The organism is Arthrobacter sp. MDT2-16, assembly GCF_054510925.1.
The window spans coordinates 196,674-210,672 of the sequence record NZ_JBTNDP010000003.1; the positions used below are offsets into that span (position 1 = coordinate 196,674).

14 protein-coding genes and 1 pseudogene are annotated in these 13,999 nt (G+C 70.2%); 2 read left to right on the forward strand and 13 right to left on the reverse strand.

Translation table 11 applies throughout. The annotated features are described in order from the left end of the window. Positions 1-66: 66 nt before the first annotated feature. From chvE to ACX80N_RS07525, 6 genes are all read right to left on the reverse strand, one after another. Complete coding sequence (gene chvE, locus ACX80N_RS07500; protein ID WP_459338886.1) at positions 67-1,182, reverse strand: multiple monosaccharide ABC transporter substrate-binding protein; 1,116 nt, start codon at positions 1,180-1,182, stop codon at positions 67-69. 58 nt (positions 1,183-1,240) lie between these two features. Then, positions 1,241-2,755, reverse strand: a complete 1,515-nt coding sequence (gene araA / locus ACX80N_RS07505) for an L-arabinose isomerase (protein WP_459338887.1) — start codon at positions 2,753-2,755, stop codon at positions 1,241-1,243. Beyond that, positions 2,752-3,465, reverse strand: coding sequence for an L-ribulose-5-phosphate 4-epimerase (locus ACX80N_RS07510; protein ID WP_105032497.1), 714 nt, complete (start codon positions 3,463-3,465; stop codon positions 2,752-2,754). The genes araA and ACX80N_RS07510 overlap by 4 nt, the downstream gene beginning before the upstream one ends. Further along, positions 3,462-5,189, reverse strand: a complete 1,728-nt coding sequence (araB, locus tag ACX80N_RS07515; RefSeq protein ID WP_459338888.1) for a ribulokinase — start codon at positions 5,187-5,189, stop codon at positions 3,462-3,464. Before araB ends, ACX80N_RS07510 begins: the two co-directional genes overlap by 4 nt. A gap of 150 nt (positions 5,190-5,339) precedes the next feature. Then, positions 5,340-6,332 carry a LacI family DNA-binding transcriptional regulator gene (locus ACX80N_RS07520; RefSeq protein WP_240615205.1) on the reverse strand — a complete coding sequence of 331 codons (993 nt, stop codon included), beginning with the start codon at positions 6,330-6,332 and terminating at the stop codon, positions 5,340-5,342. Positions 6,333-6,402: 70 nt separating this feature from the next. Next, positions 6,403-7,209 (reverse strand): carbon-nitrogen hydrolase family protein, encoded by an 807-nt coding sequence (locus ACX80N_RS07525; RefSeq protein WP_459338889.1) that lies wholly within the window; start codon positions 7,207-7,209, stop codon positions 6,403-6,405. An 81-nt stretch (positions 7,210-7,290) separates the two neighbouring features. Here ACX80N_RS07525 and ACX80N_RS07530 point away from each other — a divergent pair, with 81 nt between their 5' ends. Then, positions 7,291-7,797 carry a DUF427 domain-containing protein gene (locus ACX80N_RS07530; protein ID WP_459338890.1) on the forward strand — a complete coding sequence of 169 codons (507 nt, stop codon included), beginning with the start codon at positions 7,291-7,293 and terminating at the stop codon, positions 7,795-7,797. Positions 7,798-7,832: 35 nt separating this feature from the next. Here ACX80N_RS07530 and ACX80N_RS07535 read toward each other — a convergent pair whose 3' ends face one another. Continuing rightward, positions 7,833-9,122 carry an adenylosuccinate synthase gene (locus tag ACX80N_RS07535; RefSeq protein WP_105032682.1) on the reverse strand — a complete coding sequence of 430 codons (1,290 nt, stop codon included), beginning with the start codon at positions 9,120-9,122 and terminating at the stop codon, positions 7,833-7,835. Between the two features lie 223 nt (positions 9,123-9,345). On the opposite strand from ACX80N_RS07535, the gene ACX80N_RS07540 reads away from it, so the two are divergent. Next, positions 9,346-9,948, forward strand: a complete 603-nt coding sequence (locus tag ACX80N_RS07540; RefSeq protein WP_459338891.1) for a hypothetical protein — start codon at positions 9,346-9,348, stop codon at positions 9,946-9,948. 152 nt (positions 9,949-10,100) lie between these two features. Here the strand turns inward: ACX80N_RS07540 and ACX80N_RS07545 are convergent, their stop codons facing one another. The 6 genes and pseudogenes from ACX80N_RS07545 to fbaA all read right to left on the reverse strand — a co-directional run bounded on the left by ACX80N_RS07545 (position 10,101) and on the right by fbaA (position 13,877). Further along, positions 10,101-10,970 (reverse strand): oxygenase MpaB family protein, encoded by an 870-nt coding sequence (locus ACX80N_RS07545; protein ID WP_459338892.1) that lies wholly within the window; start codon positions 10,968-10,970, stop codon positions 10,101-10,103. A gap of 131 nt (positions 10,971-11,101) precedes the next feature. Then, positions 11,102-11,320: pseudogene (locus tag ACX80N_RS07550) on the reverse strand (helix-turn-helix domain-containing protein); the annotation flags it as partial. After that, the gene (locus tag ACX80N_RS07555) at positions 11,320-11,817 is read right to left on the reverse strand and encodes a DUF2975 domain-containing protein (protein ID WP_459338893.1); all 498 of its coding nucleotides are present in this window, start codon (positions 11,815-11,817) and stop codon (positions 11,320-11,322) included. The pseudogene ACX80N_RS07550 and the gene ACX80N_RS07555, both read right to left, overlap by 1 nt. A gap of 168 nt (positions 11,818-11,985) precedes the next feature. Next, entirely contained in the window at positions 11,986-12,189 is a 204-nt protein-coding gene (locus tag ACX80N_RS07560; RefSeq protein ID WP_105032489.1) for a helix-turn-helix domain-containing protein, read from the reverse strand. A 244-nt stretch (positions 12,190-12,433) separates the two neighbouring features. Beyond that, entirely contained in the window at positions 12,434-12,853 is a 420-nt protein-coding gene (locus ACX80N_RS07565) for a DUF3151 domain-containing protein (protein ID WP_104048786.1), read from the reverse strand. Between the two features lie 4 nt (positions 12,854-12,857). Beyond that, complete coding sequence (fbaA, locus tag ACX80N_RS07570) at positions 12,858-13,877, reverse strand: class II fructose-bisphosphate aldolase (RefSeq protein ID WP_105032488.1); 1,020 nt, start codon at positions 13,875-13,877, stop codon at positions 12,858-12,860. Positions 13,878-13,999: the final 122 nt, after the last annotated feature.

Genomic DNA, 13,999 nt, shown 5'->3' on the forward strand with positions numbered 1-13,999 from the left:
GAGGGCGCCTGTGGCTCCGGACCAGGAACGGTCCGGAGCCACAGGCATCATGGAACTACGGGAGGGCTACTTGAGCTCGTCCTCGGTGTAGTAACCGGTCTCCACGAGGGATTCCTCGTAGTTGTCGACCGTGACGATCTCGGACTCGAGCAGGTAGGACGGGACCACCTTCACGCCGTTGTCGTACGTCTCGGTGTCGTTGACCTCGGGCTCCTCGCCCTTCATGAGCGCGTCCACCATGGTGACGGCCTGCTTGCCGAGTTCCCGGACGTCCTTGAAGATCGTCGAGTACTGCTCGCCGGCGATGATCGACTTCACCGATCCCACCTCGGCGTCCTGGCCCGTGACCACGGGCAGCTCGTCGGCGGAGTAGCCGCCCGAGGTCAGGGCCGAGATGATGCCGATCGACAGTCCGTCGTACGGGGAGAGGACGCCCTCGAGGCGCTCTCCGCCGCCGACGGTGAGCAGGTCCTCCATGCGGTCCTGCGCGGTGTCGGGCAGCCAGCGGAGGATCGCCGCCTGCTCGAAGTCGGTCTGGCCGCTGGGGACGCGGAGCACCCCGCTGTCCAGGTAGGGCTTCAGCGTCTTCATGGCGCCGTCCCAGAAGAACGTGGCGTTGTTGTCGTCCGGGCTGCCGGCGAAGAGCTCGACGTCGAAGGGACCCGCCGCGCCGGTCTCCTTGCCCTCGGCGTCGAGGATCCCGAGGCCCGTGAGCAGCGAGGTGGCCTGCTGGACGCCGACCTCCTCGTTGTCGAAGGTGGTGTAGTAGTCCACGGTGTCCGAGCCGTTGATGAGGCGGTCGTAGGCGATGACCGGGATGTCCTGCGATTCGGCCTGGTCGAGCACGCTCGTGAGGGTGGTGCCGTCGATCGACGCGACGACGAGGGCCTTCACGCCACCGTTGATCATGTTCTCGATCTGCGAGACCTGCGTGGGGATGTCGTCGTTGGCGTACTGGAGGTCCACCTCGTAGCCGAGGTCCTCGAGCTGGCTCTTGACGTTCTCGCCGTCGGCGATCCAGCGCTCGGACTGCTGCGTGGGCATGGCCACACCGATCTTGGCGCCCTCGTTGGACCCGCCCTCGGCGGCGGCGTCGCCGCCGCCCCTGCTGCCACCGCAGGCGGTGAGGCTGAGGGTCAGGATGCTGGCGGCCGCGATGCCGGCCAGATAGTTCCGATTCATGGTGGGACTTTCTTGTGAGTGGTTTCCGGCAGCGGTGCCGGCTTTCTGGAGAAAGTTCTTAGAGTTTCTGCGCGAGCCGGTAGTAGGCCGCGTTCCAGCGCAGTTCGCGCTGGAAGTCCCGCAGCTTCGTGTCGGCGTCGATCCGCAGCAGTTCGACCTCGGCGATGTCCGCAAAGTCCTCGAAGACCTCGAGGCCCACGGCGGTGGTGAGGACGGTGTGGTGCGCCGCCCCGGCACTGAGCCAGGCGGCAGCGGACGTCTCGAGGTTCGGCTCCGGCTTCCACACTGCGCGCGCGACCGGCAGGTTGGGGAGCGGGGCGTCGGGCGGGACGATCTCGACGGCGTTGGCCGTGAGGCGGAAGCGGTCGCGCATGTCGGACATCGCCACGACGACGCCAGCGCCGGCGTCCGTGTCGAACACCAGCCGCACCGGGTCCTCCTTGCCGCCGATCCCCAGCGGGTGCACCTCCAGGGAGGGCTTCGACGTGGTCAGGGTGGGGCAGATCTCGAGCATGTGCGCCCCGAGGATCTTCTCCTCCCCGGGCACCAGGTGGTACGTGTAGTCCTCCATGAGGGAGGCGCCACCGGGCAGCCCCGCACCCATCACCTTCGCGGCGCGCACCAGGACGGCGGTCTTCCAGTCGCCCTCGGCGCCGAAGCCGTAGCCGCGGGCCATGAGCCGCTGGACGGCGAGGCCGGGCAGTTGCCGGAGCGCGCCGAGGTCCTCGAAGTTGGTGGTGAAGGCGCCGAACCCGCCGTCCTCGAGGAAGGACAGCAGCCCGAGCTCCTGCCGGGCACCGTACCGCAGGGACTCGTGGCGCTCCCCGCCGCGGCGCAGCTCGGGGGCGACGTCGTAGGTCTCCTCGTACTCGGTCACGAGGGCGTCCACAGCGGCGTCGGACTGGGCCTCGACGGCGGCGACGAGGTCGTTGACGCCCCAGGTGTTGATCGAGACACCGAAGCGCAGCTCGGCCTCCGTCTTGTCACCCTCGGTGACGGCGACGTTGCGCATGTTGTCGCCGAAGCGGGCGACCTTCAGCTCGTGCACGGCGGCCCAGCCCGCGGCGGCGCGCTGCCAGGTGGCGACCTTGGCGCAGACCTCGGGGCTGGAGACGTGTCCCACGACGGTCTTCCGCGGCACGCCGAGGCGCGACTGGATGTACCCGAACTCGCGGTCGCCGTGGGCGGCCTGGTTGAGGTTCATGAAGTCGAAGTCGATCTCGCCCCAGGGCAGGGCCACGTTGATCTGGGTGTGCAGGTGCAGCAGCGGCTTGCGCAGGGCGTCGAGTCCGGCGATCCACATCTTGGCCGGGCTGAAGGTGTGCATCCAGGCGATCACGCCGATCGCGGCGTCGTCGGCGTTGACCTCGAGCGCCATGCGCCGGATGGAGGCGGAGTCCTTGAGCGTCGGCTTCCAGACCACCTTCACGGGCAGGCCGGCATCGCCGAGCATGCGCACGATCTCCTGGGACTGCTCCGCGACCTGCTGCAGCGTCTCCTCGCCGTAGAGGTCCTGGCTGCCGGTGACGAACCAGACTTCGTAGGGGTCGAGGGTGGTGCTGAGGGGGCTCATGCGTGGGCTCCTGGGGTCGAGGGCTGACCGTACACGTTCTGGTACCGGTCGAAGAGGGAGTCGATGTGCTCGGACCCGATGGGCGCGGGGTCACCGAGCTGGCGGGAGATGTGGACGGTGCGGGCCACGTCCTCGAGCATGACGGCGGCCTTCACGGCGTCCCTGGCATCCCGGCCGATGGTGAAGGGCCCGTGGTTCTTCATGAGCACGCCGCGCGAGCGGTGGCCGGTCAGGGTCTCCACGATGCCGCGGCCGATCGAGTCGTCGCCGATGATGGCGAAGGGACCGACGGGGATCTCGCCGCCGAACTCGTCCGCCATGGCGGTGATCACGCAGGGGATCGGCTCGCCGCGCGCGGCCCAGGCCACCGCGTAGGTGGAGTGGGTGTGCACCACGCCGCCGACGTCGGGCATGTGCCGGTACACATAGGCGTGCGCCGCGGTGTCGCTCGACGGCGACCGCTCGGATCCGGGGGTACCCGCGATGACGTTGCCGTCGAGGTCGCACAGGATCTGGTTCTCCGGCGTCAGCTCGTCATAGCCGACACCGGAGGGCTTGATGACGAAGAGGTCCGCGCCGGGCACCCGGCCGGAGACGTTCCCGCCGGTCCACACCACCAGGCCGTAGCGCACGAGTTCGGCGTGGAGGGCGGCGACGTCCTGGCGCACGGCGTCGATGGCGGCCTCGACCCCAGGGGTGAACCGGCTCATGCGGACACCGCCTGCTGCATCGGGGCCTGCTGGGTGCGGGCCGAGCGGCGGAGGGCCTTGAGCCGGTGCATGACGTCGTTGGTGCCGCGGCCGAAGTAGTCGTGCAGTTCGGTGTACTCGCGGTACAGGGCGTCGTAGGCGGCGGCGCGGTCCGCGTCGGGGGTGTACGCGGCGCGGTTCAGGCGGCCCATCGCGGCGGCGGCCGCGTGGATGTCCTCGTAGGCACCGGCGGCGACGGCGGCATGGATGGCGGAGCCGAGGGCCGGCCCCTGGGAACTGCCGATGACGGAGATGGGCATATTCAGCACGTCGGCGTAGACCTGCATGAGGAACGGGTTGCGGATGAGGCCGCCTGCGGCGACGAACTCGGTGACGGGCACGCCGGCGGCGTTGAAGGTCTCGACGATCTTGCGTGTCCCGAAGGCCGTCGATTCCAGGAGTGCGCGGTAGACCTCGTGGGGCTTGGTGGCGAGCGTCAGGCCCACGATGGTGCCCGACAGCTCGTGGTCCACGAGGACGGAGCGGTTGCCGGAGTGCCAGTCGAGGGCGACGAGTCCGTGCGCACCCACGGGTTCGTCCTGCGCCTGCTCCGTCAGGTACTCGTGCACGCTCTGGCCCTGCGCGGTGGCCGCGTCCCGGATCTCGCCGGGCACCTGGTTCGCGACGAACCAGGCGAAGATGTCACCGACGCCGGACTGACCGGCCTCGTAGCCGTAGAACCCCTCGACGATCCCGCCGTCGACGACGCCGCACATGCCCGGCACCTCGCTCAGGCGGTCCGAGTTCATGACGTGGCACGTCGAGGTGCCCATGATGGCCACCATCTGGCCGGGGTCCGTGGCCTGCGCGGCAGGAGCCGTGACGTGGGCGTCCACGTTCCCGACCGCGACGGCGATGCCCGCCGGCAGGCCGGTCCACCCCGAGGCCTGCTCCGAGAGGGTGCCGGCCTTCGACGCGAGCGCACCGATGGTGTGTTCCACCTTCTCGCGGGCGAACCCTGCGAAGTCGGGGTTGAGCGCGGCGAGGAACTCCTCGGACGGGTAGGCGCCGTCCTGGTAGATGCCCTTGTAGCCGGCGGTGCAGGCGTTGCGGACGTACTGCCCGGTGAGCTGCCAGACGATCCAGTCGGCGGCCTCGACCCAGTGGTCCATGCGGTCGTACAGCTCGCGGTCCTCCTCGAGCAGCTGGAGGCCCTTCGCGAACTCCCATTCGCTGGAGATCAGTCCGCCGTAGCGCGGCAGCCACGCCTCGCCGCGCTCGGCGGCGAGTGCGTTGATGCGGTTGGCCTGGCCCTGGGCGGCGTGGTGCTTCCACAGCTTCACGTAGGCGTGCGGGCGGCCCTCGTAGCCCGGCACCTCGTTGAGCGGTGTCCCGTCGGCGAGGGTGGGGACCATGGTGCAGGCCGTGAAGTCGGTGGCGACGCCGACGACGTCCTGCGGGTCGATCCCCGCCTCCCGGACGGCGGCGGGAACGGCCGTGCGGAGCACGTCGACGTAGTCGGAGGGCACCTGCAGGGCCCACTCGGGCGGGAGCTGCTCCCCCGTGGCCGCGAGCGTGGCATCCATGACGGCGTGCGGGTACTCGAGCGTCGAGGCGCCGAGTTCGGCGCCGTCGGAGACACGGACGACGACGGCACGCCCGGACAGGGTCCCGTAGTCGACGCCGATGACGTAGGTGGGGCGGCCGCTCTGCTCGGCCGGGGCGCCAGGGGTGGAGTCACTCAAGGGAAGGACCTCTTTGTTCTTCTCGAGACCGCGAAGCAGTGCTCTGGTGGATCGGAGTGCGGATGCGCGGTCTATGTGACCGTTCACATTCGCGGACACCAGTGTAGGCGTGCGGCGGTGTGATGTGTCAATGCGCAGGGCGGGCCGGCATCAGGTCCGAGCGACCGTGGAGGCCCGGACCACGAGTTCCGGGACGACGTCGGGCGCGGCGATCGAGAGGTTACCGGCCCCCTCCTCGCCGATCAGGCCGAGCAGCCTCGCCACACAGCGCCGGCCCAGTTCCGGGAAGTCCTGCCGGACGGTGGTCAGCGGCGGCCAGTAGTGCGCGGCCTCCGGGACGTCGTCGAACCCCACCACGCTGACGTCCTCCGGCACCCGGCGCCCCTGCTCGCGGAACGCATGGAGCATCCCGAGCGCCATCTGGTCGTTCGAGGAGAACACCGCGGTGACGCCCGGATCGGCCGCCAGGGCGAGCCCCGCGCGGTACCCCGACTCCGCCGTCCAGTCGCCGGACAGCAGGGCCTGCGGTTCCTGCCCCCAGGCCTCGAGCTCGCCGCGGTACCCCCGTATGCGTGCCTCCGTCTCGAACCAGCCCTCGGGTCCGGCGATGTGCGCGATCCTCCGGTGGCCGAGCTGCAGCAGGTGGCGGGTCGCGAGCGCGGCCCCGCCCGACTGGTCCACGGACAGTCGGTGGTCGTCGTGGGCCCGCGCCGAGTGGACCGTCACGAACGGCAGGGAGATGGAGAGGCGCTCGATCTCCGCGAAGGTCTGCGTCTGCGGGGCCAGGATGATCAGGCCGTCCACGTTGTGGGCCAGGAGACGGTCCAGGGCTGCGCGGATCGACCCGCCCTCGGCGTCGTCGAGGTGCGCGACGTCGACGGCATAGCCCGCCTCGCGCGTGGCGCTGTCGATGGCCTGCAGGCTGGCGGCGGGCCCGTACTCGAAGCCCTTGCTCACGAGGACGCCGATGGTGGTGGACCGGCTGGTCACGAGGGCTCGGGCGGCGCGGTTGGGACGGAAGCTGAGCTCGTCCATGGCCGCCAGCACGCGGTCGCGCGTCTCGGGCCGGAGGCTCGGATGACCGTTGATCACGCGGGAGACGGTCTGGTGGGAGACGCCCGCCCGGCGTGCCACGTCCCGGATATTGGCGGCGCGCGCGGTCTCGGCGGGCCGGTCACGCCTCCCGGCGGTACCGACGACCGGACCCGCGGCCTCAGTGGGCGTCGACAATGGTGTCATTCCGGGTGAAGCGCCGGTTCCGCAGCACCGGCAGGAACTCCCGGACGTCGTCGACCCTGCGGCGGGAGACCTGCGTGGTCACGACGCCGCGCTCCTCCTCCTCGAGGTGCACCTGCGGGATCCCCATCGGGTCGAAGATGGCCGAATGGCCGATCGTGTGGTCGCTGGAGGTCCCGGCGGCAGCCACCCACAGGGTGTTCTCGATGGCCCGGGCCTTCAGCAGCGTCTCCCAGTGCTCGATCTTGTGATCGCCCTTGAACCAGGACGCCGGCACGCAGAGGAGGTCCGCCCCGGCGTCCGCGAGCGCGCGTGCCTGCTCCGGGAACCGGATGTCGTAGCACGTCATGAGTCCCACCCGCACGTCGCCGATCTCGGCGACCGTGATCCCGCCGTCGCCCGGCTTGATGCGGGTGGACTCCTGGTAGCTGAAGGCGTCGTAGAGGTGGAGTTTGCGGTACGTGTCGACGATCCGGCCGGTCGCGTCGATGAGGACGAGGGTGTTGAAGGGTCGCTGCTCACCGCTGGGCTCGTACCCGCCCGCGACGATCCCGAGGGAGTACTCGGCGGCGATGAAGGACAGCTGCTGGACGAAGGAGGTCCAGGTGGCCTCCACGGCCTGCTGCAGCGAACCCTCGACCTCGCCGATCGCGAGCATCGACTCCTCGGGGAAGACGATCAGCTCCGATCCCTCGGAGCGGGCGGTGGCGGCGAGCTCCCGCATGACCGCCAGGTTGGCCGGGGTGTCCCCACCCGGCCGGAACTGACCAACGCTGACCAACATGTTCCCGCCCTCACGTGTGTGCCGTGCCTTGCGTCCAGCGTACAGACTCCCCGTCGGGCACGCCCGGGTAGCCTTTCTCCCATGAGGAACCCGATGCAGAGCAGGCGGACGCCGCCCGGGCCGGGCCAGGAGTCCGTGTGGGACTACCCGAGGCCACCGCGGGTGGAGCGGATTACGATGGTGATCGAGGTGCGGTTCGGCGGGCAGGTGATCGTCTCCACGGACAGCGCGGTGCGGGTGCTCGAGACGAGCCACCCGCCGGTCTACTACCTGCCGCTCGCCGACTTCGCGCCGGGCGTCCTGGTCCCGGTCGAGGGCACCACGCACTGCGAGTTCAAGGGCGCCGCGAGCTATTTCGACGTCGTCGCCGGCAGTGCCCGGAGTCCGCGCGGCGCATGGACCTACCCCTCCCCGGTGCGGGGGTACGAGGACCTGGCCTCGCGCGCCGCGATCTATCCCTCGCGGATGGAGCGCTGCACGGTCGACGGCGAGACGGTGCAGGCGCAGGAGGGCGACTTCTACGGAGGGTGGGTCACCGGGGCGATCGTCGGGCCGTTCAAGGGCGGCGCGGGAACCTGGGGCTGGTAGCCCCAGGACCCCCGCACAGCCGACGACAGGCGGTGTCAGCCGCCGATCAGGTCGTTGACCACGATGGTCTGGTCGCGGTCCGGGCCCACGCCGATGGCGGAGAACCGCGTGCCGGACAGCTTCTCGAGCGCCCGCACGTAGGTCTGCGCGTTGTCCGGCAGGTCCTCGATGGTCCTGGCCCCGGTGATGTCCTCGGTCCAGCCGTCGAAGTACTCGAAGATCGGCTTGGCGTGGTGGAAGTCGGTCTGCGTCATGGGCATCTCGTCGTACCGCACGCCGTCGACGTCGTACGCCACGCACACCGGGATGCTCTCGATCCCCGTGAGGACGTCGAGCTTGGTGACGAAGTAGTCGGTGAAGCCGTTGACGCGTGAGGCGTGGCGCGCCAGGACGGCGTCGTACCAGCCGCAGCGGCGCGGGCGGCCGGTGTTGACGCCGTACTCGCCGCCGGTCTTCTGCAGGTACAGGCCCATGTCGTCGAACAGTTCCGTGGGGAACGGTCCGGCGCCCACGCGCGTGGTGTACGCCTTGATGATGCCGATCGAGCGGGAGATGCGGGTGGGGCCGATGCCCGAGCCCACGGACGCGCCGCCCGCGGTGGGGTTCGACGACGTCACGAACGGGTAGGTGCCGTGGTCCACGTCGAGGAACGTGGCCTGGCCGCCCTCCATGAGGACCACCTTGCCGGCGTCGAGCGCCTCGTTGAGCACGAAGGTGGAGTCGATGACGAGGGGCTTGAGGCGTTCGGCGAAGGACAGGAAGTACTCCACCACCTCCTCGACCTGGACGTCGCGCCGGTTGTAGACCTTCACGAGCAGTTCGTTCTTCTGCTTGAGGGAGCCCTCGACCTTCTGGCGGAGGATGGACTCGTCGAACACGTCCTGCACGCGCAGGCCGAGACGGGCCACCTTGTCCATGTACGCGGGACCGATGCCGCGGCCCGTGGTGCCGATGGCGCGCTTGCCGAGGAAGCGCTCGGTGACCTTGTCCAGCACCTGGTGGTAGGGCGCCACGAGGTGGGCGTTCGCGGACACGCGCAGCTTGGAGGTGTCGGCTCCGCGCGCCTCGAGTCCGTCGATCTCCTCGAAGAGCGCCTCGAGGTTGATGACGCAGCCGTTGCCGATGATCGGGACGGCGTTGGGGCTGAGGATGCCGGCGGGGAGGAGCTTCAGCTCGTACTTCTCGCCGTTGACGACGACGGTGTGCCCGGCGTTGTTGCCGCCGTTGGGCTTCACGACGTAGTCGACCCGGCCGCCCAGCAGGTCGGTGGCCTTGCCCTTACCCTCGTCGCCCCATTGGGCTCCGACGATGACGATTGCTGGCATGGGATCCTCCCCCATTCGGTACGGGTCCTCGCCGCGCAACCGCGGCAGGCACGCCGTGCATCAGAACGCCCCAACCGGCCGCACGGGAAGTGCGCCCACTGGGGCTCTTACCGTCCGAGTTTAGCCGAGCCGCCCTGCCGGCGCCGAAAAACGCCGGGCGTGACCGGCACGGGGGCCGGCACCGACCCCCACGGCGCCCGCTCGGCCCGTGCAGAATGGGGTCATGGACCGCTTCGAAGGACACATCGCCGGGATCGGGACCACGTCGGGGACGCGGCTGGTGATCGGCCGCTGGGACACCTCGCCGTTCGGGTCCTTCACCGACGTGATGCTGGAGGACGCCGCGGGCCGGCGGATGCTGCTCGCCCCCGGCCAGGAGATCGCCGACTACGTCCGGGCCACCTACACGTTCGACGACGTGGTGCTCACCCCGGTCACGTCCACCCTCACGAGCGACCGGCTCGTGGTGGAGGCCGGGGAGCTGCACGTACGGGCCGGGATCGGCGGTGTCACCCTCCTCGGGCGGTTGCTGGGCCTGGTCCCCACCGGCCTGGCCACGCATCCCCGCTGGCTGGCGCTCGTCAATCCGGTGGCGTCACGGCTCGTGAAGGGCGTGGCGACGGCCGGCTCGGCCGGGCACGGGCGCACCGAGTACTACGGCGCCACCTCCGCCCGCGCCATCAGCGGTGCGACGGCGACCTGGCGCGGGGTGGACCTCGGCACCCTGGCGCCGGTGAGCCCGCCGGTCCGGTTCGGCTTCAGCTCGGCCCCGCCACGTCCGCAGCTGGTCGCGGTGACCACGACGATCCGCCGTCCGGAGCAGTAGGCGGGCGCCTCCGGCCGACCGACGCCGTGCCCGAGGCTTCGTGCACGCGCTCCCGCCCCGACACCGTGTGCCAGGGGGCGACACGCCTCTCCCCGACGACCGGTGCTTCAGAAGGCGTGCACGACGCCGCACCGGTCTCGCCCGGCGGGCCGTCAGGATTCGGCGCGCATCCGGTCCCGCGCCACGAGGTAGTGCGGCCAGTAGCGGATGCGGGCGGGCAGCAGGGGCACGGCGAGGCGCGCGGCCCGGCGGACGACGGCGAACACCGCGCGCTCGCGCCGCCTCCACGGCAGTCCGTAGGCGTCGCGCAGGACGGGTGGCAGGACGCCCGCCGCCAGGACGGCGGGAACGGACCGGAGCGGCCGGGGTACGAGCGGCGGCTCCGGGGCGAGGACCTGCCGGGCGATCTGCTTCGCGGCGGCACCGACGTCGAGCGTGGTGCGGACCTGGCGGGCCACGTACCTGTCGAGCGCTGCGTAGTCCTCCGGCAGGACCTCGTCCGGGACGGCGAAGAGGCGGGCGAGCCGCCTCATGTCCCGGTAGTAGGCATCCCGTTCCTCGGCGGGCGCCGGCCGGTGGAAGGCGTCCGTGACCTCCAGCGCCGTCCAGACGAGCGTCGAGAACACCCACAGCGTCAGGTCCGGGTCGGTCGCGCTGTAGGGCGTGCCCGCAGGGATCCCGCCGCCCTCGACGGGGAGGGTTCCCCGGACGGGACGGTGCCTGCGCTCCACGTACCCGGCGGCCGCCTGCACCTGCGTGCGGTCGCCGAAGGTGACGGTCAGGACGGCGTCGAGGGTGCCGCGCAGGCGGCGCAGGGGGTCGTCGGCGAATCCGCTGTGGGCACGCACCCCCTCGGCCACGAGCGGGTGCGCCACCTGCAGCAGGAGCGCCGCCGGCCCCCCGGCCACGATCAACCGTTCGCGGGCGATGCGCCAGGCGGTCGAGTGCGGGCCGAAGAGACCCGCGTCCCCGGCGGTACCGGGTGCCGGGGACGCGGGAAAGAACCGGGCGAGGCCCTTCACCTGCCGCCCCCGGAGCGCCGGGCAGCACCACCGCCGACCGACGCCCCGTCGACCGGCGCTGGAGCACCCGGTCCGGCCCCAGGACCGGCGACCTCTGCAGCACCGGTCTGCACGGCGTCGTCACCGTCGTCGTCGTCGTCGTCGTCGTCGTCGGTCCATTCCAGCAGGTCACCGGGCTGGCAGCGGAGGACCCTGCACATGGCCTCGAGAGTGCTGAAGCGGACGGCCTTGGCGCGGCCGTTCTTGAGGACCGCCACATTGGCGGGCGTCAGCCCCACCCGCTCCGCGAACTCCCCCACGCTCATCTTCCGCTTCGCCAGTTCGACGTCGATCCGCACCACGATCGGCATCAGATCACCTCGTCCAGCTCGGTGCGCAGCTGACGGGCCTCGGCGTCCCGGTCCACCGCCTGCACCAGCAGCGCCCTGAGCACCAGCACGATCAGCGCCACGGCCGCGATGCACACGGCCATGCCGCCGATCAGCAGCACCACTCCCGGCGCCACGGCCTCGCCCGGAGCCAGCGCGACGCCCAGCCCGAAGGTCAGCAGGCTGGCTGCGGTGAACGCCCCGATCACGATGTTCACCAGCCGGAAGGCCGCACCCGAGAAGACCGTCCCCTGCCGCACCATGGTCAGCAGTCCCCAGACGCAGACCATCGCGACCTGCAGGGCGAGGATCGTCAGCACGGTGAGCACCACCAGCGGCGTGCGGATGAGCGCCACGTCGGGGTCGGCCTGCTCCAGGTCGACCCCCAGAAGTGGCACCATGACCACCTGGATGAAGACGGAGCCCGCGAACATCATGCACAGCACGATCCGCAGGGCGAGGACGGTAGATTTTCCCATGACAGCTCCTTCTGCTGATTCTCAGCACAAAGCTATCGTTAATCAACACATGCTTCAAGGAAAACGGTATCGACCCGCCCTGAATGGGCGTGCGGCATCGCCTTCGTTCGGAGGTGCCGGCCATCCCTGCAGCGGGCCCCGCGGACGTCCGGGGCCCGCGTGCAGCGATCAGATCGAGTAGTCCGATCCGCGGTTGGCCGCCTCGAGGTAGTCCCGCACTGCGCTCTGTGGCACGCGGTAGGATCGCCCGAACCGGATGCTCTGGATGGTGCCCGACTGCACCATCCGGTAGACGGTCATCTTCGAGACCCTCATCATGGCCGCAACTTCCGCCACCGTGTACAACTGCCCCGCATTGATGTTCGTGGACATTCCAGCCCCACTTCCGTTCGCCTCACCACCGTCTGTGGAGCTTTTAACTCTGGTCGCGTTGGTCACATCGGCACAAGAATGGGGACTACTCGTTTATGGCAGCGCAGCCGAGTACCGGACCCCGTAGTCGAGTAGTGGGACGCCGGGCGCAGAGAGCAGAGATGACGGGCCCACCGGAGCGGATCCCGTCATCTCTGCTCTCCCTCCGCCGGAGCGGCGCACGCCGCGGCGGCCAGGGAGTGGGTCAGCCCGCGAGCTGCGCACTCGCCTCGGGGTCCGACTCCCTGAGGAACACGGCGATCCGCTCCGCTTCCTCGATCTCGCCGATCGACGCGGCGGCGCGGCCGAGTGCGTAGAGCGCGCGGAGGAAGCCGCGGTTGGGCTCGTGCGAGTACGGGATGGGACCGGCGCCGCGCCACCCGCTGCGACGGAGCGCATCGAGGCCGCGGTGGTAGCCGGTGCGGGCGTAGGCGTAGGACTCGATGGTCCGGCCCTCGGCGTACGCCTCGTCCGCCAGGATCGCCCAGACGAGCGACGACGTCGGGTGTTTCGCCGCGAGGTCCACGGCCTCGTCACCGGCCGCGAGGCGGTCGACGACGTCGGGCTCCTCGGGCAGGAGGGTGGGCTCGGGGCCCAGCAGGTTCTTCCGGAACTCGTCGGACATCGGGCTAGAGCTTCTTTCCGGCGGACCCGAGGGACGCGGCGGCCTCGACGACGCGGGCGGCGAGGCCGGCTTCGGCCGAGGCGCCCCACACGCGGGGGTCGTAGGTCTTCTTGTTGCCCACCTCGCCGTCGACCTTCAGGACGCCGTCGTAGTTGCGCAGCATGTGGTCGGCGACGGGGCGCGTGAACGCGTACTGGGTGTCCGTGTCGATGTTCATCTTGATGACGCCGTAGGAGACGGCGTCGGCGATCTCCTGCTCGGAGGAGCCGGAACCGCCGTGGAACACGAGGTCGAAGGGCTTGTCCTTGCCGATCTTCTGGCCCACCTGGTCCTGGATGTCCTTGAGGATCTCGGGGCGGAGCTTCACACCCCCGGGCTTGTACACGCCGTGGACGTTGCCGAAGGTGAGCGCGGTGATGTAGCGGCCGTGCTCGCCGGCGCCGAGGGCGTCGATGGTCGCGAGGGCATCCTCGACCGTGGTGTAGAGCTTGTCGTTGATGGCGTTCTCCACGCCGTCCTCCTCGCCGCCCACGGTGCCGATCTCGACCTCGAGGATGATCTTGGCGGCTGCGGCGCGGGGCAGGATCTCACGGGCGATCCGCAGGTTCTCCTCGAGGGTCTCGGCGGAGCCGTCCCACATGTGCGAGTTGAAGACGGGGTCACGGCCGTTCTTCACGGCGTCCTCGGACGCGGCGAGCAGCGGCAGCACGAAGTCGTCGAGCTTGTCCTTGGGGCAGTGGTCGGTGTGCAGCGCGATGTTGACGTCGTACTTCTTCGCGACCTCCTTCGCGAACGCGGCGAAGCCCAGCGAACCGGCAACCATGTCCTTGACGCTCGCGCCCGACCAGTAGGCTGCGCCGCCCGTGGAGACCTGCACGATCCCGTCGGAACCGGCCTCGGCGAAACCGCGCATCGCCGCGTTGAGGGTCTGGGAGGAAGTCACGTTCACGGCCGGGAATGCGAAGCCGCCCGCCTTCGCGCGGTCGATCATCTCGGCGTAAACATCAGGGGTTGCAATAGGCATGCTGAGGACTCCTTAGTGGTGGGAAGTGCTTGCATCATCCTAGCGAGCAGGCCTGCCGGGCGCAGGAGGGACGGCGGCCGGACGCCGGGCAGGGCCACGGTGGAACGGCGGGTGCGACCACG